The organism is Micromonospora sp. NPDC023956 (assembly GCF_040639195.1).
Taxonomy (GTDB): domain Bacteria; phylum Actinomycetota; class Actinomycetes; order Mycobacteriales; family Micromonosporaceae; genus Micromonospora.
Map to the genome: position 1 here is coordinate 128,547 of NZ_JBEZZN010000007.1, position 22,089 is coordinate 150,635.

Sequence of the window (22,089 nt, forward strand, 5' to 3'; positions counted from 1 at the left end):
GCGGTGGTCGGGGAGCGCCGAGGGACGGCCCGGAGCGGCGAGGCGGCGTCGCCTGGCAGCCCGCCCCTGGCGCGGGGTTTTCGCCCCGCAACGGCGATCGCCGCCCCGGCAGGCGGGGCGGCGATCGGTGGAACGCGGAGAACCGACGGGGGCTCAGCCCCGTAGCCGGGTCAGCGCGTTCTGCAGGTTGGTCAGGTCCTTCTGCTGGGTGTTCTTCATGGTCCGGGCGCTGCGGACGACGTCGGGCTCGTCGGTGGCCTTCAGTACCTCGTCGATCATGTGCACCCCGCCGATGTGGTGCTTGATCATCATGTCCAGGAAGAGGACGTCCTTCTCCCGGCCCTGGGTGGCGCGGAGCTTCGCCATCTCCTCCGGGGTGGCCATGCCCGGCATCAGCCCGTTCTGCATCATGTCGGCGCCGTCCGGCACCCAGGACATCCGTGGTCGGGAGCCGGTCGGGTCCAGCCCCCAGGAGCGCAGCCAGGTCTGCATGGTGCCGATCTCGCCCTGCTGGCCGGTGGCGATGTCGCCGCCGATCTGGCGCACCTCGGGATCGGTGCCCTCGTCGAACGCGATCAGACCCATCTCCACGGCCTGGGCATGGTGCGTGGTCATGTCCCGGGCGAAACCGGCCTCCGCCGACGCGTCGCCGGGCCGAGTGATGCGGGGGGTGAGCAGACCGCCGGTGTACCCGAGGATGAGCCCGAGCACGACGGCGACGGCGAGTGCGGCGGTGCCCCAGCGCCGCGCCGGGGCCGTTCCCGGACCGCCGTCACCGGCGGCCGGGGTCGTGTTCTCCCTCGTGGTTGCCGTGGTCATCGACTCAGCCCTGGGTCATCGGGTCGCCGAGGTCGCGCGGAGCGGTGCCGGTCGCGGTGATGCCCTGACCACAGTTGGCGTTCGGGCCCTCGACCGAGGCGTTGATCCGCAGCGTCTTGATGAACTCGTCGATCCGGTCGTCGCCGGCGTTGTCGACCTTGAGCTGGTAGCCCCAGGCCTGGAGGGAGATCGGCTTGTCCAGCCCCTGGAACGGGCTCAGCATCGTCTTCTCCTGGCCACGCACCCGCTCGGCCAGCTTCTCGACCTGGTCGGCCGGCAGGTCGGGGCGGTAGGTGATCCAGATCGCGCCGTGCTCCAGGCTGTGCACCGCGTGCTCGTTGGAGATCTGCGCGTCGTAGACGTCACCCTGGCAGTTCTGCCAGGCGGCGTTGTGCGGGCCGGCGACCGGCGGGAGGACCGTGTACTTGATGGCGCCGGTCTGGTGGTTGCCACCCTTGACCAGCTCCGGGTCGTTCTCCCGGAAGTTGCTGATGCCGTCGATGGCGGCGGCCCGCTCCTCCCACGGCTTGGCGCCCTGGAAGGCGGCCCAGCCGCCGTAGCCGATGATCGCGGCGGCGAGCACACCGACCGCGACGAAGAGCGCGATCGGACCCCACGAGCGGCCCTGGCTGACCTTCACCGGGGTGATCGGCTTCCGGGGGCCCTTGCCGCCGGACGCCGGGCGGGCGGCGGCGGTCTTCCCGCCGGCCGTCTTCCCGCCGGCCGTCTTGCCGCCGGACGCGGGCCTGCCGGCAGCCGGCTTCTTGCCGGTGCTGACCACGGACGGACGGCGCTGGTCGCCGCCCGGGGTGCTGATGCTCATGGTGCCTCGTCAGGTCGGTCGGTCAGGGGAAGGTGGCGGGCCGATGACGTGCAGGGTCGCCCACGAGTGACCGAGTCTACCCCCGATACCATGGATCGGTGACTCCCGCAGAACTCGCCGAGGTCGTCCTATCCGCTGCCCACGCCGTCTTCACCGACCGCGGGCTCGATCGTTCCGCGCTGCCGGAGCGAGCGGCGGTGGAGCGACCCCGTAACCCGGAGCACGGTGACTACGCCTCGACCCTGGCGCTCCAGCTGGCCAAGAAGGTCGGGCAGCCGCCGCGGGAGCTCGCCACCGCCCTCGCCGAGCAGCTCGGCCGGGCCCCCGGGATCAAGTCGGTGGAGATCGCCGGTCCGGGCTTCCTGAACATCCGGCTCGACGCCGCCGCCGCCGGGCTGCTGGCCCGGTCGATCGTCCAGGCCGGCGCGGAGTACGGCCGCAGCGACCGGCTCGCCGGCGAGCGGATCAACCTGGAGTTCGTCTCGGCCAACCCGACCGGCCCGGTGCACATCGGCGGGGTCCGGTGGGCGGCGGTGGGCGACGCGTTGGCCCGGCTGCTGCGCGCCACCGGTGCCGAGGTCGGCACCGAGTACTACTTCAACGACGCCGGCTCCCAGATCGACCGCTTCGCCCGGTCGCTGCTCGCCGCCGCGAAGGGGGAGCCCGCCCCGGAAGACGGGTACGGCGGGGCGTACATCGCCGAGATCGCCGCCGAGGTGCTCACCCGGCGGCCGGAGGCGCTCGGCCTGGACGACGCGGCGGCCCAGGAGGTCTTCCGGGTCGAGGGCGTCGAGCTGATGTTCGCCGAGATCCGGTCGTCGCTGCGCGACTTCGGGGTGGAGTTCGACACCTACTTCAACGAGAAGTCGCTGCACGACCGGGGTGAGCTGGACGAGGCCCTGAACCGGCTGCGTGAGCAGGGTCACGTCTACGAGACCGACGGGGCCGTCTGGCTGCGCACCACCGACTTCGGCGACGACAAGGACCGGGTGCTGCGCAAGTCCAACGGTGAGTGGACGTACTTCGCCGCCGACTGCGCGTACTACCTCGACAAGCGGAACCGTGGCTTCGAGCGGGTCGTGATCATGCTCGGCGCCGACCACCACGGCTACCTCGGGCGGATGCGGGCGATGTCCGCCTGCTTCGGCGACGATCCGGCCCGCAACCTGGAGATCCTCATCGGCCAGCTGGTCAACCTGGTGCGCGACGGTGCACCGGTGCGGATGAGCAAGCGGGCCGGCACCGTGGTCACCCTGGAGGACCTGGTCGACGCGATCGGGGTGGACGCGTCCCGGTACGCGCTGGCCCGCTACTCCTCCGACTCGATGATCGACATCGACGTGGAGCTGTGGACCCGGGCGACCCGCGACAACCCGGTCTACTACGTGCAGTACGTCGCCGCCCGGACGGCCAGCGTCGGGCGCAACGCCGCCGAGGTGGGGCTGACCCGGGGCGACGCCGAGGCGTTCCGCCCGGAGCTGCTCGACCACGAGAAGGAGAACGAGCTGCTCAAGGCGCTCGCCCAGTTCCCCGCCGTGGTGGCCACCGCCGCCGAGCTGCGCGAGCCGCACCGGGTGGCCCGCTACCTGGAGGACCTCTCCGGGGCGTACCACCGCTTCTACGACAGCTGCCGGATCCTGCCGCGCGGTGACGAGGAGGTCACCGACCTGCACCGGGCCCGGCTCTGGCTGAACGACGCCACCCGCACGGTGATCGCCAACGGGCTTCGCCTGCTCGGCGTCTCCGCTCCGGAGAGGATGTAGGGGGCACATGCGAGCGCGAGGAGTGAGCGTGCGAGCCCCGCAGTCGCGAAGCGGAGGTGACGTGCTGCGAGCGCGAGGAGTGAGCGTGCGAGCCCCGCAGTCGCGAAGCGGAGGTGACGTGCGGCGAGCGCGAGGAGTGAGCGTGCGAGCCCCACGGTCGCGAAGCGGAGGTATGTGATGCGGGCACACGAGGCCGGCGCACTGCATGGCGACATCGGCAGCCGGGGGCCCGCCTGGCTGCGTACCCCGGCCGACGTCAACGCCCTGGTGCCGCAGCTCTGGCCGCGCAACGTGACGCGGGGCGCGGACGGCGCGCTGACCGTCGCCGGCCTGGACGTCCGGGCGGTGGCGGCCGAGTTCGGCACCCCGGTGTACGTCCTCGACGAGGACGACCTCCGGTCGCGCTGCCGCGACTTCCGGGCGGCCTTCCCGGGCGAGGACGTCTACTACGCGGGCAAGGCCTTCCTCTGCCGGGCGGTGGTCCGGATGGTCGCCGAGGAGGGGCTGTACCTCGACGTCTGCACCGGCGGGGAGCTGGCGGTCGCGCTCTCCGCCGGCATGCCGCCGGAGCGGATCGGCTTCCACGGCAACAACAAGTCCGGTTCCGAGCTGACCCGGGCGCTGGACGCCGGGGTGGGCCGGATCATCCTCGACTCGTTCGACGAGATCGACCGGCTCACCGCGCTGGCCCGCGAGCGCGGGGTCCGGCCCCGGGTGCTGGTCCGGGTCACCGTCGGCGTGGAGGCGCACACCCACGAGTTCATCGCCACCGCCCACGAGGACCAGAAGTTCGGCTTCTCCCTGGCCGGCGGGGCCGCCGCCACGGCGGCCCTGCGGATCATCGACGAGGACGTGCTGGAGCTGCGGGGCCTGCACTCGCACATCGGGTCGCAGATCTTCGACACGGACGGCTTCGAGGTCTCCGCCCGCCGGGTGCTCGGGCTCCAGGCGCAGATCCGCGACGCCCGGGGCGTGGAGCTGCCCGAACTGGACCTCGGCGGCGGCTTCGGCATCGCGTACACCACCCAGGACGACCCGGCCAGCCCGCACGAGCTGGGTAAGCGGCTGCGCCGGATCGTCGAGGCGGAGTGCCTGGTCCAGCGACTGGCCGTGCCGCACCTGTCGATCGAGCCGGGGCGGGCGATCGTCGGCCCGGCGGTGCTGACCCTCTACGAGGTCGGCACGGTGAAGGACGTCGACGGGATCCGCACCTACGTGAGCGTCGACGGGGGGATGAGCGACAACATCCGGACGGCCCTCTACGACGCCTCGTACTCGGCCACGGTGGCCTCCCGGGCCTCGTCGGCCGAACCGTTACTCGCCCGCGTGGTGGGAAAGCACTGTGAGTCCGGGGACATCGTGGTGAAGGATGAATTCCTGCCCGCCGACGTGCAGCCCGGAGATCTTGTCGCGGTGCCCGGCACCGGCGCCTACTGCCGGAGCATGGCCAGCAACTACAACCACGTGCCCCGGCCGCCGGTCGTGGCCGTACGGGACGGCCGGGCCCGGCTGATCGTCCGGCGGGAGACGGAAGCGGACCTGCTCGCATTGGATGTCGGATGACCTCACCCCTGCGCTTGGCGATACTCGGCTGCGGAACCGTCGGCAGCGAGGTGGTCCGGCTGCTGCACGAGCAGTCGGCCGACCTCGCGGCCCGGATCGGCGCGCCGCTGGAGATCGCCGGGATCGCCGTCCGCCGGCTTGGCCGGGACCGGGGCGACCTGCCGGTGGCCCCGGAACTCTTCACCACCGACGCGCTCGGCCTGGTCAAGTCCGACGACGTCGACGTGGTGATCGAGGTGGTCGGCGGCATCGAGCCGGCCCGGAGTTGGCTGGTCGACGCCCTGCGGGCCGGCAAGAGCGTGGTGACCGCCAACAAGGCGCTGCTCGCCGAGGACGGCGCGGCGCTGCACGACGCGGCGGCCGACGGTGGCGCGGACCTCTACTACGAGGCCGCCGTGGCGGGGGCGATCCCGTTGCTGCGCCCGCTGCGCGAGTCGCTGCACGGCGACCGGATCAACCGGGTCACCGGCATCGTCAACGGCACCACCAACTTCATCCTCTCCGCGATGGACGCCACCGGCGCCGGGTTCGCCGAGGCGTTGGAGGAGGCGACCGAACTCGGGTACGCCGAGGCCGACCCGACCGCCGACGTGGAGGGCTTCGACGCGGCGGCGAAGGCGGCGATCCTGGCCTCGCTGGCCTTCCACACCCGGGTCGGCGCGGCCGACGTGTACCGGGAGGGGATCACCGAGGTCACCGCCGCGGACGTGGCCAGCGCCAAGGCGATGGGCTGCACGATCAAGCTGCTCTGCATCGCCGCGCGGGGCACCGACGCGACCGGCCGGGATTCGGTCAGCGTCCGGGTGCACCCGGCGATGATCCCGCTCAGCCACCCGCTGGCCAGCGTCGGCGACGCGTACAACGCGGTCTTCGTCGAGGCGCAGGCGGCCGGACCGCTGATGTTCTACGGCCGGGGAGCCGGTGGCGCGGCCACCGCGAGCGCCGTCCTGGGTGACGTGGTGGCGGTCTGCCGCAACCGGCTCGCCGGGGTGCGCGCGCCGAGCGAGTCCGCCTATGCCGAGCTGGCGGTCCGGCCGATGGGGGAGGCGCTCACCCGGTACCACGTCAGCCTGGACGTGGCCGACCGGCCGGGCGTGCTGGCCGCCGTGGCCGGTGTCTTCGCCCGGCACGACGTGTCGATCGCCACGGTCCGGCAGGCGCCGGCCGGCACCGAGCCCGCCGGCCGGGGCGTGGACGCCATCCTGGTGATCGTGACGCACACCGCCCCGGACGCCGCGCTCGCCGCCACCGTCGAGGATCTTCGTGGCCTGGAGGCGGTCCGCTCGATCGCCAGCGTGCTACGGGTCGAGGGCGACGGGTGAACGACCCCCGGCCGGCGTGCGGACCGCGCCGTCCGGGCCGGCGGCGGCGCGGGTAGGCGAGTCGGACTCACCCCGTCCCGCCAGATGGTTATTGCCGGGTCCGCCCTCCCGCTGGCCGGGAGACTGGTCCACGCTGGGCGGGTCCGGCGGGTGTGCGGAAGACGAGGAGAGCGATATGTGGCGGGGCCTGATCGAGGAGTACCGGGAACGACTGCCGGTCACCGAGACCACACCCGTCGTGACGCTGCACGAGGGCAACACGCCGCTGCTGCCCGCGCCGGTGCTCTCCAGCCGGCTCGGCTGTGACGTCCACCTGAAGGTGGAGGGGGCCAATCCGACCGGCTCCTTCAAGGACCGGGGGATGACCGTCGCCGTCTCCAAGGCGATCGAGGCGGGCAACAAGGCGATCATCTGTGCCTCCACCGGCAACACCAGCGCCTCCGCCGCGGCGTACGCGGCCCGCGCCGGTCTGACCTGCGCGGTGCTGGTGCCGCAGGGCAAGATCGCCCTCGGCAAACTGGCCCAGGCGCTGGTGCACGGCGCGAAGCTGCTCCAGGTGCAGGGCAACTTCGACGACTGCCTGGCGCTGGCCGCCAAGCTCGCCCAGGACTACCCGGTCGCGTTGGTCAACTCGGTCAACCCCGATCGGCTGCACGGGCAGAAGACCGCCGCCTTCGAGATCGTCGCGGCCCTCGGCGACGCCCCGGACATCCACTGCCTGCCGGTGGGCAACGCCGGCAACATCTCCGCCTACTGGATGGGCTACTCCGAGGAACTGGCCGCCGGCACCACCACCCGCGCCCCGAAGATGTACGGCTTCCAGGCCGCCGGCGCGGCCCCGATCGTCACCGGGCAGGTGGTGCCCGAGCCGTCCACCATCGCCACCGCGATCCGGATCGGCAACCCGGCGAGCTGGACGAAGGCGTTGGACGCCCGGGACGCCTCGGGCGGGCTGATCGCCGCGGTCTCCGACCGGGAGATCCTCAGCGCGTACCGGCTGCTCGCCCGGGAGGTCGGGGCCTTCGTCGAGCTGGGCAGCGCGGCCAGCGTGGCGGGGCTGCTCCAGCAGGCGGCGGCGGGCCGGGTGCCGGCCGGCTCCACAGTGGTCTGCACGGTCACCGGACACGGCCTGAAGGACCCGGAGTGGGCGATCTCCACCGCGCCCGCCCCGATCACCATCGCCAACGACCCGCTCGCCGCGGCCCGGTCCCTCGACCTGGCCTGAACCCGTTCCCCACCCCGGGTGGACACCCCGTCGACCCGGGCTGGAGGCACCGTCGAGCAGGGCTGGAAAAGCCCTGGAAAAGAGCTGCTCACCGTCGGTCTCCCGGCGGTGACCCCGGAGCTGGGAGCGTTACCTCGGTCGGGCAGACTAGCCCGTACCGAGCCAACCCTTACTCCAGGAGTGAGCCACGCCGATGTCGCTGCTCGCCAGATTGAGCCTCGCCAACCGAGGGCTGGTCGCCCTCATCGCGGTGGTGACCACGGCGTTCGGGTTGTTCGCCGTACCGTCGCTCAAGCAGCAACTCCTACCGTCGCTGGAGTTCCCGGCCGCCTTCGTGGTCGCCACCTACCCCGGCGCCGGTCCCGAGGTGGTCGAGTCCCAGGTCACCGAACCGATCGAGAACAGCCTCCAGGGCATCCCCGGTGTCGAGGAGATCACCTCGACGTCCCGCGAGGGCTCCGCCACCGTCGTCGTGCAGTACGAGTTCGGCTCGGACGTGGACGACATGGTCAACAAGATGCAGACCGCGGTGAACCGGATCCAGGGCCAGCTCCCGGCCGACGTCGAGCCGCAGGTGCTCGCCGGCAGCACGGACGACCTGCCCGCCGTGGTGATCGCCGCCTCCGGCGGGGACGACCCCCGCGCCCTCGCCGACAAGCTGGAGAACGCGGTCCTGCCCGAGCTGAAGGCGGTCGAGGGGGTCCGTACCGTCGACCTGTCGGGCACCCGGGACGAACTGCTGGTGATCACGCCGGACCCGGCCCGGCTGGCCGCCGCGCGGTTGCAGCCCACCGCGATCGGCACCGCGTTGCAGACCAACGGGATCACCGTGCCGGCCGGCGCGGTGGTCGAGGCTGGACGGTCGCTGACCGTCCAGGTCGGCACCCCCCTGGCCACCCTCGACGACCTGCGCGGCATCGTGCTCGCCCCGGCCGCCCCGGGCGCGGCACCGGTCCGTCTCGCCGACGTGGCCACCGTCACCGAGCAGCTCGCGCCCCCCACCTCGGTCACCCGTACCAACGGCCGGGACAGCCTCGGCATCGCGGTCACCGCCACCCCGGACGGCAACGCGGTGCAGATCTCGCACGACATCCGGGACCGCCTCGCCGACCTGGAGGAGGCCGCCGGCGCCGAGCTGACCATCGTCTTCGACCAGGCGCCCTTCGTCGAGAAGTCGATCGAGAGCCTGACCACCGAGGGCCTGCTCGGCCTGGTCATGGCGGTCATCGTCATCCTGGTCTTCCTGGTCTCCGTCCGCTCCACCCTGGTCACCTCGGTCTCCATCCCGCTGTCGGTGCTGGTGGCCCTGCTGGCGCTCTGGAGCGGTGACTACTCGCTCAACCTGCTCACCCTCGGCGCGTTGACCATCGCGGTCGGGCGGGTGGTCGACGACTCGATCGTGGTGCTGGAGAACATCAAACGGCACCTGGAGTACGGCGAACCGAAACGGCAGGCGATCCTCACCGCGGTCCGTGAGGTGTCCGGCGCGGTGACCGCGTCGACCCTCACCACGGTGGCGGTGTTCGCTCCGATCGCCCTGGTCGGCGGGTTCGTCGGTCAGCTCTTCGCGCCGTTCGCGATCACCGTCACGGTGGCGCTGCTCGCCTCGCTGCTGGTTTCGCTGACCGTCATCCCGGTCCTGGCGTACTGGTTCCTCAAGCCGGCCGGCGGTTCGGTGGACGTCGAGGCGGTCCGCCGGGAGGCCGAGGAGAAGGAGCTGCGCAACCCGCTCCAGCGGGCGTACCTGCCGGTGATCGGGTTCGCCACCCGACGGCGCTGGGCCACGCTGGGGATCGGGCTGGTGGTGCTGCTCGGCACGTTCGGGCTGGCCAGCCGCCTGGAAACCAACTTCATCGACGACTCCGGCCAGGACACCCTGAACATCAGCCAGAAGCTGCCGGTGGGCACCGGGCTGGCCGGCACCGACGAGGCGGCCCGCCAGGTCGAGGCGGTGCTGGAACGGACCGAGGGCGTCGAGACGTACCAGGTCACCATCGGTGGCAGCGGCCTGCCCTGGGAGGGTGGCGGCGGCAACAGCACCGCCAGCTACGTCGTCGCGCTCGACGAGGGCACCGACACCGAACGGCTCCGGGAGGACCTGCGCCGGGAGTTCGACGGGCTCGGCGAGCGGGCCGGCGAGATCAGCTTCGGCGCCGCCCAGGGCGGCACCTCGGCCAACCAGCTCGCGGTGATCGTCCAGGCCAGCGACGCGGAGGTGCTCGCCCGCGCCACCGAGGAGGCCCGGAAGGCCATGGCCGACCTGGACGGCGTCGAGGACGTCTCGTCCAGCCTGGCGGAGCGGGTGCCCCGGATCGACGTCCGGGTGGACCGGGTCGCCGCCGCGCGGGCCGGCCTGACCGAGGCGGCCGTCGGCCAGCTCGTCGGGCAGGCGTTCCGGGGCAGCCCGGTGGGGCGGGTGAACCTCGACGGTGGACAGCGGGACGTGGTGCTCCGGTTCGCCGCCGCCCCACCGACCACCGTGGAGCAGCTCCGCCAGCTCCGGGTCGGCGCGGTCACCCTGGACGCCATCGCCGACATCGAGCAGGTCGAGGGGCCGCAGCAGGTCACCCGGATCGACGGTGAGCGCAGCGTCACGGTCACCGGCACGGCGACCGGCTCCAACCTCGGTGCCACCAGCGCCGCCCTGCGCGAGAAGCTGGACGGTATCGACGTGCCGGGGGCGACCCTGAGCATCGGCGGGGTCAGCGCCGACCAGGAGGAGGCCTTCGCCGACCTCGGGCTGGCCGTGCTGGCCGCGATCGCGATCGTCTTCCTGATCATGGTGGCGACGTTCCGCAGCCTGGTGCAGCCGCTGATCCTGCTGGTGTCGATCCCGTTCGCGGCGACCGGCGCGATCGGGCTGCTGCTGGTCACCGGCACCCCGATGGGCGTGCCGGCGTTGATCGGCGTACTGATGCTGGTCGGCATCGTGGTCACCAACGCGATCGTCCTGCTGGATCTGATCAATCAGTACCGGGACCAGGGGATGAGCGTCCGGGACGCGGTCGTCGAGGGCGGCCGGCGCCGGCTGCGCCCGATCCTGATGACTGCGGTGGCGACCATCTTCGCGCTGTTGCCGATGGCGCTCGGCCTCACCGGCGAGGGCGGCTTCATCTCCCAGCCGCTGGCCATCGTGGTGATCGGTGGTCTGCTCAGCTCGACCCTGCTCACCCTGGTGCTGGTGCCGACGCTCTACACCATGGTGGAGGGGCGCAAGGAGCGGCGGGCCCAGCGGGCAGGGGGCGGCGACGCCACCGCGCCGGCCGCCGAGGACCCGGCGGAGGCGGCGCCCGAGCCGGCCACCGTCGGCGCCGGTCCGGTGTCGGGCAGTGCGTCCGGGGACGTCCCGTCCCGCCCGAAGCCCTCGCCGGCGCTGGTCGACGGCACCGACCAGTTCGAGGTGCTGCGCCTGCCGAAGAGCCGGCACTCGCCCCTGCCCCCGCAGGAGTGACCCCGGTGTCCCCGGTACGGCGGTGAGCCGTACCGGGGACACCCGCCGGAGGTCCGGCGACCGGGTCCGGCGACCGGTGCCCCACCGCCATCGAGCGCGGCGGGTAGCGTGTGGGCACGTGGCGTCGACCCTTTCCGTCCTCAGCCGGAACCGGAACTTCCGCATCCTCTTCCTCGCCGAACTGGTGGTCTTCGGCGCGGACTGGTTCGTCATGGTGCCCCTGCTGGTGCTCCTGCCGGAGTTGACCGGCAGCGGGGTGTGGGGCGCGCTGGTGCTCGCCGTCGACACCGGGGTCGTGGCCCTGCTGCTGCCCTACACCGGCACGATCGCCGACCGGTTCGACCGGCGGCGCATCCTCATGGTGGCGAACGGCGCGGCCCTGGTCGGCGCGCTGCTCCTGCTCGCCGTCCGCACCTCCGAGACGGCCTGGCTGGCCATGCTGGCGATCTCGGTGATCGCGGTGGCGAAGGCGTTCTACTCGCCGGCCGCCCAGGCGGCCCTGCCGAACGTGCTCGACCCGGAGGAACTGGCCGCCGGTAACGCCGTGGCCGGCTCGGCCTGGGGCACGATGACGGTGGTCGGGGCGTCCCTGGGCGGTCTGCTCAGCGCGGCCTTCGGTCCGTACGTCTGCTTCTGGGTGGCGGCGGTCGCCCTGGCGCTCGCCGCCGGCCTGACCGCACTGATCCGCCGACCGTTGCAGGCGCCCCGCGACCACGCCGAGCCCGCCCAGCGGACCTGGGCGGCGATCCGCGAGGCGCTGACCTACATCGCGCACCGTCCCCGGGTACTCGCCCTGGTCACCGTGAAGTCGGCGGTCGGCCTCGGCAACGGCGTGCTGACCGTGTTCCCCCTGCTGGCCGGCCTCTACGGGGTGGGCGCGGTCGGCACCGGCCTGCTCTTCGCCCTGCGCGGCGCAGGGGCGCTGGTCGGCCCGATCCTGATGCGCCGGGTGCTGACCAACCGCCGCTGGCTGCTGACCGGCCTGGCGCTGTCCATGTCCGCCTACGGCCTCGCCTACGTCGGTGTCTCGCTGACCGGCTGGTTCCCGCTGGTCCTGGTGCTGGTCTTCGTGGCGCACTTCGCCGGGGGCAGCAACTGGGTGATGTCGAACTTCGCGCTCCAGGGGGAGGTGCCGGACCGGCTGCGCGGGCGCGTCTTCGCCACCGACATGATGCTGGCGACGCTGGCCATCTCGGTCAGCCAACTGGTGGTGGCCGCTCTGATCGACACCGTCGACGAGCGGATCGTGCTGGCCGGCTGCGGACTGACCACCCTGGTGTACGCGATCGGCTGGCGGATCGCCACGCGGCGGCTCTCGCTGACCGGGCAGGCTGCGGCGGTGGATCCGGTCACGTCCCGGTGAGCAGGGGCGTCCCGGCCCCCCTGTCGTTGGCCGGGCAGGCTGCGGCGGTGGATCCGGTCACGTCCCGGTGAGCAGGGGCGTCCCGGCCCCCCACCGGGCGGGCAGTCCTTCTAGCATCTAGCCGTGTCCCCGAAATTCGCCTCCGGCCCCGTCCGGGTCCGGGTTCCCGCGACCAGCGCCAATCTGGGGCCGGGCTTCGACGCGCTCGGCCTCGCGCTCGGTCTCCACGACGACGTCGCCGCCGAGGTGACCACCGGCGGTGTCCGGGTGGCGGTCACCGGCCAGGGGGCCGGTGAGCTGCCGGACGACGACCGGCACCTGGTGGTACGCGCCATGTGCGTCGCCTTCGACGCCCTCGGGGGTCAGCCCGCCGGGCTGGCTGTCGAGTGCGTCAACCGGATCCCGCAGGCCCGAGGGCTGGGCTCCTCCTCGGCGGCGATCGTCGCCGGGGTGCTGCTGGCGCGTGCGCTGGTGGTCGACGGAGCGGCGCGTCTGGACGACGCCGGGGCGCTGCGCCTCGCCGCCGACATCGAGGGCCATCCGGACAACGTGGCACCCTGCCTGCTCGGCGGCTTCACCGTGGCCTGGACCGAGCCGACCGGCGCGCGGGCGGTCTCGCTCGCTCCGGCGGCCGGGGTGAGTCCCACGGTGTTCGTACCCGACGAGCGGGGGCTGACCGCGACCGCGCGGGCGGCGCTGCCGGCCTCGGTGCCGCACGCGGACGCCGCGTTGACCGCCGGCCGGGCCGCGCTGCTGGTGCACGCGCTGACCGCCGACCCGGCGCTACTGCTGCCGGCGACCGAGGACCGTCTGCACCAGCACTACCGGGCGGAGGGGATGCCGGCGACGTATGCCCTGGTCACCGCGTTGCGGGAGGCCGGTGTGGCGGCCGTGGTCAGTGGGGCGGGGCCGACGGTGCTGGCCCTGACCGATCCCGGAGCGGACTTCGCGCCGGGAACAGGATGGCAGCTGTGGCGGTTACCCGTGGACAGCAGCGGTGCCCGGGTCGACCGGGGTAGACTGGGACACGCCGAGCGGGACCCTGTTGCCGCAGGTCGTATGAGTTGATTACGCTCTAGACTTAGCACAGCCGCGAAGCATGCGATCTTCCTGCGGGTCGGCGCACCCCCGAAGCTATCGGCGGTCAGCCCGTCTCACTCCTGCCTAGGCCCACGCCGTACCGCAGTTTCCGCAGGTCGCCGCAGCACGGCGAGACCTACCCGCCGAGGTTGGTGGGTCGGGAAACCGACCGGCTGCTGTGTCACAGACTCCCGCGGCGCGTCACGCGACACGGGTGCACCGAGGCCGCCCGGCCACCTGAGCTCTTGACTCCGGGCGACCCCGGCCTATCGAGGGAAGGAATCCATTGAGCGACACCACCGACGTGACGTCGGATGTTTCCAACGTCGCTGGCGAAGCCACCGCCGCCGCCCCCGCCCGTCGTCGTCGGAGCGGGACCGGTCTGTCGGCGATGCTGCTGCCGGAGCTGCAGAGCCTGGCCGCGTCGCTCGGCATCTCCGGCACCGCACGCATGCGCAAGGTCGAGCTGATCGGCGCCATCACCGAGCGGCAGGGCGGGGCCGCCGCCGGGGCCCCTCGACCGCGTGCCGAGGTCGCGGCCGCCGCCGCGCCCGTCCGCGAGGAGGTCCGGGCGGAGGTGCGGGAAACCGCGGAGCCGGCGACCGCCGAGGCCGAGCCCCGGCCGCGGACCCGGCGTAGCCGGGCCGCCGCCACCGCCGAGCGCGCCGCGGTGACCGCTGCCGCTGCTCCGGCAGCCGCCCCGGCGGAGCCGCGTGAGGTCACTGCACCGGAGACCGCTGAGCGCCCCGACCGGGCCGAGCGGACTGAGCGCCCCGACCGGGCCGAGCGGTCTGAGCGTGGCGACCGGGCCGAGCGGACCGAGCGCCCCGACCGGACCGAGCGTGGCGAGCGGACCGAGCGCGGTGACCGGGCCGAGCGTGGCGACCGGGCCGAGCGCGGTGAGCGGACCGAGCGCGGTGAGCGGACCGAGCGCGGTGAGCGCGGCGACCGTAACGAGCGGACCGAGCGCGGCGAGCGGAGCGACCGTAACGAGCGCACCGAGCGCGGCGAGCGGGACCGCAACGAGCGCGGTGAGCGGACCGAGCGCGGCGACCGGGCCGAGCGCGGCGAGCGGGCCGAGCGTGGCCAGCGCAGCGACCGGGACCGTGACAACGACGCCGACGACGACGGCGAGGGCGGCGGCCGGCGCGGCCGGCGGAGCCGGTTCCGGGACCGTCGCCGGGGCCGTAGCGAGCGCAACGAGGTCGGCGGCGGTGACGGCGCGGGCAGCACCGGCGGGCGCGAGCCCCAGGTCAGCGAGGACGACGTGCTCGTCCCGGTGGCCGGCATCATCGACGTGCTGGACAACTACGCCTTCGTCCGGACCACCGGCTACCTGGCCGGCCCGAACGACGTGTACGTCTCCATGTCCCAGGTCAAGAAGTACGGCCTGCGGCGCGGTGACGCCATCACCGGTGCGGTGCGGGCGGCGCGCGACGGCGAGCAGCGGCGGGACAAGTACAACCCGCTGGTGCGGCTGGACTCGGTCAACGGCATGGAGCCGGAGGAGGCCCGCCGCCGTCCGGAGTTCTACAAGCTCACCCCGCTCTACCCGCAGGAGCGACTGCGGTTGGAGACCGAGCCGCACATCCTGACCACCCGGGTCATCGACCTGGTCACGCCGATCGGCAAGGGTCAGCGGGCGCTGATCATGTCGCCGCCCAAGGCCGGTAAGACCATGGTGTTGCAGGCGATCGCCAACGCGATCACCCAGAACAACCCGGAGTGCCACCTGATGGTGGTGCTGATCGACGAGCGGCCCGAAGAGGTCACCGACATGCAGCGGTCGGTCAAGGGCGAGGTCGTCGCGGCCACGTTCGACCGTCCGCCGCAGGACCACACCACCGTCGCCGAGCTGGCGATCGAGCGGGCCAAGCGCCTGGTCGAGCTGGGGCACGACGTGGTCGTGCTGCTCGACTCGGTGACCCGGCTCGGCCGGTCGTACAACCTGGCGGCGCCGGCCAGCGGCCGGATCATGTCGGGTGGTATCGACTCGACCGCGCTCTACCCGCCGAAGCGTTTCCTCGGTGCCGCGCGGAACATCGAGAACGGTGGCTCGCTGACCATCCTGGCCACCGCCCTGGTGGAGACCGGCTCGGTGATGGACACGGTCATCTTCGAGGAGTTCAAGGGCACCGGCAACGCCGAGCTGAAGTTGGACCGGAAGATCGCCGACAAGCGGGTCTTCCCGGCCATCGACATCCACACCTCCGGTACCCGCAAGGAGGAGATCCTGCTCGCGCCGGAGGAGCTGGCCATCAACCGCAAGCTCCGTAAGGTCCTGCACTCGCTGGACTCGCAGGCGGCGCTGGATCTGCTGTTGGACAAGCTCAAGCAGACCCGGACCAACATCGAGTTCCTGATGCAGATCGCCAAGTCGACGCCGGGCGAGTAATCCGCCGGGTCGTTCGGGAAGGGGCACGGTCGCTCGCGGCCGTGCCCCTTCCCGCTGCTCAGGGCAAGATCGCCCACTGAAGTTTTCTTTCGGTTTGCTGATGAGGTATTGAAAGTTCTGTTCGTTGTCGGGTTGACTGACGCCCATGCGTACCCGATCCGCCCGACTCGCCGGCGTGCTGCTGCTGACGCCGCTGCTCGGCCTGGCCGGCCCGCTTCCGGTGGTCGCCGCGCCGCCGGGAGCCGACACGGCCGCCGAGGACGTGCCCCGCGCCTCCTCCCATCCGACCACGGTCACCACCCTGGCCCCGGCGGGCGTGGCACCCGCCGACGGCCTGGAGACCGCGAAGACCACCCGCCCGGTCGCCCCCGGGCTCGACCTGACCTCCTTCGACCGGTACGACCAGCAGGGCTGGCTCCGGGCCGACGCCCTCACCGCCGACCTGACCGGGGACCTCGACGTCGACTACGTCAACTCCGGCGCGGTCAGCCGGGCCGAGCCGCTGCGCGGCGCGGTGGACACCTCCCGCGCGGTCGCCGCGGTCAACGGCGACTTCTTCGACATCAACAACTCCGGTGCCGCCCAGGGCATCGGCATCCGCGACGGCCAGCTGGTCCAGTCGCCGGTCGCCGGGCACACCAACGCGGTGGCGGTCACCGCCGAGGGACTCGGCCGGGTGATCCAGGTGCACTTCGACGGCACCGCCACCCTGCCGGGTGGACCGGTCACGCTGACCCAGTTCAACAACATGGTCCAGGGCAACGGCATCGGCGTCTTCACCGCGCTCTGGGGCTCGTACGACCGGAGCCGGACGGTCGAGGGGGCGGGTCGGGTCACCGAGGTCACCGTGGTCGACGGGCGGGTCACCGCCGTGACCGACCGCGCCGGCAGCGGTCCGATCCCCGCCGGTACGACCATCCTGCTCGGCCGGGACGCCGGTGCGGACGCCCTCGCCGGGCTGCGGGCGGGTGACACGGTGACCGTCGCCTACCGGCCCAAGCCGTCCGACGGCAGCACCCTGCACGCCGCCGTCGGCGGTGGCAACGTGCTGGTCCGCGACGGCGTGGTGCAACAGATCTCGGACACCTCCCTCGCGCCGCGCACCTCGGTCGGCTTCACCGCCGACGGGCGCAAGATGATCATGCTGACGGTGGACGGCCGGCAGGTCGACAGTCGGGGCGTCACCCAGACCGAGATGGGCCGGATGATGGCCGAACTCGGCGCGCACCACGCCCTCAACCTCGACGGTGGCGGCTCCTCCACGCTGCTCGCCCGTGAGCCCGGCGCGGCGACCGTCCAGGTGGAGAACAGCCCCTCCGACGGCACCGAGCGGGCGGTGCCGAACGGCCTGGCCGTCTACGCGCCCGAGGGCAGCGGCCGGCTCACCGGGTACTGGCTGGAGACCGCCGCCGACCCGACCGCCGCTCCCGGCGTCGCGCCGGTCCGGGGCGGTCGACCGGACCGGGTCTTCCCCGGCCTGACCCGCCGGCTCACCGCCGCCGGCCACGACGAGACGTACGGCCCGGCGGCCGGCGCGCCCAGGTGGCGGGCCAACCCGGCGGCCCAGGGCCGGATCGACGCCGACGGGGTCTTCCGCGCCGCCCGCGCCGGCCGGACCACCGTCACCGCCTGGCGCGGCGCGGCCCGGGGCACGCTGGACCTCACCGTGCTCGGCCCGCTGGCCCGGGTCGACGCCACCGTGGACCGGGTCGGCCTGGACGGCACCGGGGGCACCGGCACCTTCGGCGTGGTCGGGTACGACGCCGAGGGGAACACCGCGCCGATCGAGCCGGCCGACCTCTCCCTCGACTACGACCGGGACCTGCTGCGGATCACGCCCACCGCCGACGGCAACCTGACCGTCGCCGCGCTGCGTGACAGCGGTTCCGCCCTGGTCACCGTCACCGTGGCCGGGCAGCGCACCGTGCTGCCGGTGACCGTCGGTCTCACCGACGTGCCGGTCGCCGGCTTCGACGACGCCGCGAGCTGGACGTTCAGCGCCGCCCGCGCCACCGGATCGGTCACGCCCGTGCCCGGCCGTACCGGCACCGGCCTGAAGATGTCGTACGACTTCGGCCAGTCCACCGGCACCCGGGCCGCCTACGCCGACCCGCCGGCCTGGATCCCGGTGCCCGGACAGCCGCAGGCCTTCGGCATGTGGATCAAGGGCAACGGCACCGGCGAGTGGCCCAGCCTGCACCTGCACGACGCGCAGGACACCCAGCACGTGCTGCGCGGGCCGCTGGTCACCTGGACCGACTGGCGGTACGTCGAGTTCGCCGTACCCGCCGGGGTGCAGTACCCACTGCGGGTCCGCCGGTTCTACGTGGCCGAGACGAACGCCGCCGCGAACTACACCAGCGAGGTGATCATCGACGACCTGGTGGCGAAGGTGGCACCCACCGTGGACGTACCGGCCGAGCCGCACCGGACCGACCCGGTGGTGCTGCGGGACGGCACCGTGGCCGGAATGCCGTGGCGTTTCGCGGTCCTCTCCGACGCCCAGTTCGTCGCGGCGAACCCGGACAGCGACCTGGTCGCCCAGGCCCGGCGGACGCTGCGCGAGGTCAGGGCGGCGAAACCCGACTTCCTCGTGATCAACGGCGACTTCGTGGACACCGCCTACCCGGCGGACTTCGCCCTGGCCAAGCGGATCCTCGACGAGGAACTCGCCGGTGAGCTGCCCTACTACTACGTGCCGGGCAACCACGAGATCATGGGCGCCCCGCTCGCCAACTTCGAGGCGGTCTTCGGCGCGCCCTCGCGGGTCTTCGACCATAGGGGAACCCGCTTCGTCACCCTGAACAGCTCCACCGGGACGCTGCGCGGCGGCGGCTTCGACCAGGTCCGCGCCCTGCGGACCGCGCTGGACTCCGCCGCCGGCGACGGCCGGGTCGGTTCGGTGGTCGTGCTGCACCACCACCCGCCGCGCGATCCCGGCCCGGCCAAGGCCAGCCAGCTCACCGACCGGAAGGAGGCGGCGCTGGTGGAGCAGTGGCTGGCCGACTTCCAGCACCGCACCGGCAAGGGCGCGCTCTTCGTCGGTGGACACGTCGGCACGTTCCACGCCGACCGGGTCGACGGGGTGCCCTTCCTGATCAACGGCAACGCCGGCAAGGGGCCGTCCAGCCCCGCCGACCAGGGCGGCTTCACCGGCTGGACGATGGTCGGGGTGGACCCGGTGACCCGCCAGGAGGCCGAGCGGGCCCGCCGTGACCCGCTGGCCGAGGGACCGCGCTGGGTGGCCGCCGAGTTCCGGGCGCACGTCGACCGGCTCACCCTGACCGCCCCCGCCACCGTCGCGGTCGGTGCCCCGGCGACGATCACCGCGACGATCACCCAGCCCGGTGGTCGTACCGTGCCGGTGGCCGCGCCGGTCAGCGCGGACTGGTCGGCGTCACCGAGCGTCCACGTCGGCCCAGCCGCCGGGGTGAAGCCCTGGCACGTGGCCCGCTTCGACCCGGCCACCGGCACGCTCACCGCGCTGCGGCCGGCCGGCTCGGTGCTGCTCGCGGTGACCGTCAACGGTGTCCGGACCGAGGCGACCCTGCGCCTCACCGCCGCCGCCTCCACCGCGGTCCGCGCCGCCTGAGGTACGTCCCGGGGTCCCCGGTCACCGCTTCCTGGGTGACCGGGGGACCCCGGCGACCACCGGGCATCGGCGACCACCGGGCATCGGCCCCGGCATCGGCAACCAGCCGGTGCCGGGGGAGCGGTCGGAGGTCAGAAGTCGCCCTCGGCGACCTGGAAGACGGTCAGGCCGAGCTCCCGCCACATCCGGACCACCTGCATGCGGTCGTCGAAGACCCCGACGACCCGGTACCGGTCGCGCAGCTCGCGCTCGTAGATCTCGTGTTTGACGATCGAGTCCTTCCGGTTGTCGCCCACCGCCCGCATGTGCAGCGCCAGGTACGGCACCCGGACGTGCCGGTCCAGCCAGGCGATCGTGTCGGCGCGGGCGGAGGCGTCCCGCCCGGAGCAGAAGACCACGCCGTAGCCGGCCCCGTGCATCGCCCGGACCGCCGCGACGACCGCCTCGTTCGGCACGTCCTCACCGACCCGGGTCATGTCGTACGGGCTGCGGGAGACGTTCAGCGCGACCGTACCGTCGATGTCGACCAGGACGACCTCCGTCGGCTCCGGGGTCGAGGGACGCACCCGGGCCGGCCCGCCCGCTGGTGCCTCGGGCACCGGCAGGGGCAGCGGACGGTTGGCCAGGAAACGGTCGTGCAGGCGGCGGATGGCCTCCTCGCCGACCCGCTCCTCGGCCGGCCGTTCCGCGTCCCGCCGCAGGCACTCTTCGAGCGGGACGTCGGTGAAGTCGTGCACCTCGAAGCTCGCCCCGTACCGGGCGGCCAGCCGGGCCCACTCCCGCAGGGTGCGGGCCCGCAGGTTGGTGTCGTCCACGCAGACGTCGACCCGGGCCCGCAGCAGGGCCTCGACCTGTGCCCGCTGGGCGGTGGTGACCTGGGCCTCCGCCCACTGGGTAAAGAGTCGGGCACCGTGCAGCATGCGGCGCAGGTCGTCCCGGTTGACCCGGACGACCGACGGCTGGAGCGTCCGGGCGAAGGTGCTCTTGCCGGCGGCCGGCAGCCCCCGGGTGGCGATGAGACGGGTCACCCGGTCACGGTAATGGTCCGGACCCGGGCGGGAATGCGGGTGGTCCGGACCGTGTTGGGGCAGCTGTGCGGCCCGGTTGCCGGGTCGGCGCAAGCCCATGGCACACTGGTCAATCGGCCACCGGTTCCGGTTCACGCCCGACCCTGCGCAGGCCCGACCTACGCAGCCGGGCGACCCGGCGACCACCCACGAGAGGACCGAAGGCGACATGAAGCCCAACATCCACCCGGAGTACGTGACCACCGCGGTCACCTGCTCCTGCGGCAACTCCTTCACCACCCGCAGCACCGCCAAGGGCGGCTCGATCCACGTCGAGACGTGCAGCGCCTGCCACCCGTTCTACACGGGCAAGCAGCGGGTGCTCGACACCGCGGGTCGGGTCGCGAAGTTCCAGCAGAAGTACGCCAAGGTTCAGGCGAAGAAGGCCAAGTAGCCGTCCGTTCGACGCCCGCGTCCGGTTCACCACCGGGCGCGGGCGTCGTCCGTCTCTGCCCGAATTCGCGCCAACCGCAGGGAGTACGAGCATGAGCAGTGAGCGCCTGGCGAACCTTCTCGACGAGTACGCCGAACTGGAGAAGCGGCTGGCCGACCCGGCCATCCACGCCGACCAGGGCACGGCGCGTCGGATCGGGCGGCGTTACGCCGAACTGGTGCCGCTGCACAAGGCGGCCGGCGAGTTGGCGCAGGCGCGTGCCGATCTCGTCGCGGCCCGGGAGCTGGCCGCCGAGGATCCGTCCTTCGCCGCCGAGGCGGACTCCATCGCGGCGGCCCTGCCCGAGCTGGAGGAGCGCCTGGCGGAGCTGTTGATCCCGCGCGACCCGCACGACGCCAAGGACGTGATCGTCGAGATCAAGGCCGGCGAGGGCGGTGAGGAGTCCGCGCTGTTCGCCGGGGACCTGCTGCGCATGTACACCCGGTACGCCGAGCGGCACGGCTGGCTGACCGAGGTGCTCGACGCGCAGGATTCCGACCTGGGCGGGGTCAAGGACGTGTCGTTGGCGATCAAGACCAAGGGCGTGCCGGAGGGCGGCAGCGGGGTCTGGTCCCGGCTCAAGTGGGAGGGCGGCGTGCACCGGGTGCAGCGTGTCCCGGTCACCGAGTCGCAGGGCCGCATCCACACCAGCGCGGCCGGCGTCCTGGTGCTGCCGGAGGCCGAGGAGGTCGACGTCACGATCGACCCGAACGACCTGCGGATCGACGTCTTCCGCTCGTCCGGCCCGGGTGGACAGTCGGTCAACACCACCGACTCGGCGGTCCGGATCACCCACGTGCCGACCGGGATCGTGGTCTCCTGCCAGAACGAGAAGTCGCAGTTGCAGAACCGGGAGCAGGCGATGCGGATCCTGCGGGCCCGGCTGCTCGCCGCCGCGCAGGAGCAGGCCGACGCCGCCGCCTCCGACGCCCGCAAGGCACAGGTGCGCACCGTCGACCGTTCCGAGCGGATCCGCACCTACAACTTCCCGCAGAACCGGATCACCGACCACCGGATCGGCTACACCGCGTACAACCTGGACCTGGCTCTCGCCGGCGAGCTGGACGGCGTGCTCGACGCCCTCACCGAGGCCGACCGTGCCGCCCGCCTGGCCGGGGACCCGGAACTCGGTCGCCGCTGAGCCGGCCCGGCAAGCGGTAGCAGGGGTTCCCGGCCATCGCTCCGTGCCGACG

At 72.9% G+C, this 22,089-nt stretch carries 14 protein-coding genes; 11 read left to right on the forward strand and 3 right to left on the reverse strand.

Annotated elements, in window-relative coordinates; translation table 11 throughout:
* Positions 1-153 precede the first annotated feature (153 nt).
* Both AB0F58_RS15970 and AB0F58_RS15975 read right to left on the reverse strand, forming a co-directional pair.
* Positions 154-819, reverse strand: coding sequence for a DUF305 domain-containing protein (locus AB0F58_RS15970; protein WP_357142905.1), 666 nt, complete (start codon positions 817-819; stop codon positions 154-156).
* 4 nt (positions 820-823) lie between these two features.
* On the reverse strand, positions 824-1,642 hold the full coding sequence (locus AB0F58_RS15975) for a DUF3105 domain-containing protein (protein ID WP_357142907.1): 819 nt from the start codon (positions 1,640-1,642) through the stop codon (positions 824-826).
* Between the two features lie 98 nt (positions 1,643-1,740).
* Here AB0F58_RS15975 and argS point away from each other — a divergent pair, with 98 nt between their 5' ends.
* From argS to AB0F58_RS16020, 9 genes are all read left to right on the forward strand, one after another.
* Complete coding sequence (gene argS / locus AB0F58_RS15980) at positions 1,741-3,405, forward strand: arginine--tRNA ligase (RefSeq protein ID WP_357142909.1); 1,665 nt, start codon at positions 1,741-1,743, stop codon at positions 3,403-3,405.
* A 177-nt stretch (positions 3,406-3,582) separates the two neighbouring features.
* Positions 3,583-4,968: a diaminopimelate decarboxylase gene (gene lysA, locus AB0F58_RS15985; protein ID WP_357142911.1), complete on the forward strand. Its 1,386-nt coding sequence runs from the start codon at positions 3,583-3,585 to the stop codon at positions 4,966-4,968.
* Between the two features lie 8 nt (positions 4,969-4,976).
* Entirely contained in the window at positions 4,977-6,290 is a 1,314-nt protein-coding gene (locus AB0F58_RS15990; protein ID WP_357143254.1) for a homoserine dehydrogenase, read from the forward strand.
* Between the two features lie 175 nt (positions 6,291-6,465).
* The gene (gene thrC, locus AB0F58_RS15995; RefSeq protein WP_357142913.1) at positions 6,466-7,515 is read left to right on the forward strand and encodes a threonine synthase; all 1,050 of its coding nucleotides are present in this window, start codon (positions 6,466-6,468) and stop codon (positions 7,513-7,515) included.
* A 193-nt stretch (positions 7,516-7,708) separates the two neighbouring features.
* The gene (locus AB0F58_RS16000) at positions 7,709-10,966 is read left to right on the forward strand and encodes an efflux RND transporter permease subunit (RefSeq protein WP_357142915.1); all 3,258 of its coding nucleotides are present in this window, start codon (positions 7,709-7,711) and stop codon (positions 10,964-10,966) included.
* A gap of 118 nt (positions 10,967-11,084) precedes the next feature.
* On the forward strand, positions 11,085-12,329 hold the full coding sequence (locus AB0F58_RS16005; protein ID WP_357142917.1) for an MFS transporter: 1,245 nt from the start codon (positions 11,085-11,087) through the stop codon (positions 12,327-12,329).
* Positions 12,330-12,452: 123 nt separating this feature from the next.
* Positions 12,453-13,397, forward strand: coding sequence for a homoserine kinase (gene thrB, locus AB0F58_RS16010; protein ID WP_357142919.1), 945 nt, complete (start codon positions 12,453-12,455; stop codon positions 13,395-13,397).
* Positions 13,398-13,695: 298 nt separating this feature from the next.
* Positions 13,696-15,804 (forward strand): transcription termination factor Rho, encoded by a 2,109-nt coding sequence (gene rho / locus AB0F58_RS16015; RefSeq protein ID WP_357142921.1) that lies wholly within the window; start codon positions 13,696-13,698, stop codon positions 15,802-15,804.
* Positions 15,805-15,949: 145 nt separating this feature from the next.
* Complete coding sequence (locus tag AB0F58_RS16020) at positions 15,950-19,396, forward strand: phosphodiester glycosidase family protein (RefSeq protein WP_357142923.1); 3,447 nt, start codon at positions 15,950-15,952, stop codon at positions 19,394-19,396.
* A 131-nt stretch (positions 19,397-19,527) separates the two neighbouring features.
* On the opposite strand, the gene AB0F58_RS16025 is transcribed toward AB0F58_RS16020, so the two are convergent.
* Positions 19,528-20,424 (reverse strand): AAA family ATPase, encoded by an 897-nt coding sequence (locus tag AB0F58_RS16025; RefSeq protein WP_357142925.1) that lies wholly within the window; start codon positions 20,422-20,424, stop codon positions 19,528-19,530.
* A gap of 208 nt (positions 20,425-20,632) precedes the next feature.
* Between AB0F58_RS16025 and rpmE the strand changes: the two genes are divergently transcribed.
* Entirely contained in the window at positions 20,633-20,857 is a 225-nt protein-coding gene (gene rpmE, locus AB0F58_RS16030; protein WP_357142927.1) for a 50S ribosomal protein L31, read from the forward strand.
* 91 nt (positions 20,858-20,948) lie between these two features.
* On the forward strand, positions 20,949-22,037 hold the full coding sequence (gene prfA, locus AB0F58_RS16035; RefSeq protein WP_357142930.1) for a peptide chain release factor 1: 1,089 nt from the start codon (positions 20,949-20,951) through the stop codon (positions 22,035-22,037).
* Positions 22,038-22,089 lie beyond the last annotated feature (52 nt).

Excerpts from the sequence above, each read along its gene's own strand:
- AB0F58_RS16000 (WP_357142915.1), top strand. The coding sequence starts at position 7,709 with ATGTCGCTGCTCGCCAGATTGAGCCTCGCCAACCGAGGGCTGGTCGCC.
- lysA (WP_357142911.1), top strand. The coding sequence starts at position 3,583 with ATGCGGGCACACGAGGCCGGCGCACTGCATGGCGACATCGGCAGCCGG.
- thrC (WP_357142913.1), top strand. The coding sequence starts at position 6,466 with ATGTGGCGGGGCCTGATCGAGGAGTACCGGGAACGACTGCCGGTCACC.
- AB0F58_RS15970 (WP_357142905.1), bottom strand. The coding sequence starts at position 819 with ATGACCACGGCAACCACGAGGGAGAACACGACCCCGGCCGCCGGTGAC.
- prfA (WP_357142930.1), top strand. The coding sequence starts at position 20,949 with ATGAGCAGTGAGCGCCTGGCGAACCTTCTCGACGAGTACGCCGAACTG.
- rpmE (WP_357142927.1), top strand. The coding sequence starts at position 20,633 with ATGAAGCCCAACATCCACCCGGAGTACGTGACCACCGCGGTCACCTGC.
- AB0F58_RS16020 (WP_357142923.1), top strand. The coding sequence starts at position 15,950 with ATGCGTACCCGATCCGCCCGACTCGCCGGCGTGCTGCTGCTGACGCCG.
- AB0F58_RS15975 (WP_357142907.1), bottom strand. The coding sequence starts at position 1,642 with ATGAGCATCAGCACCCCGGGCGGCGACCAGCGCCGTCCGTCCGTGGTC.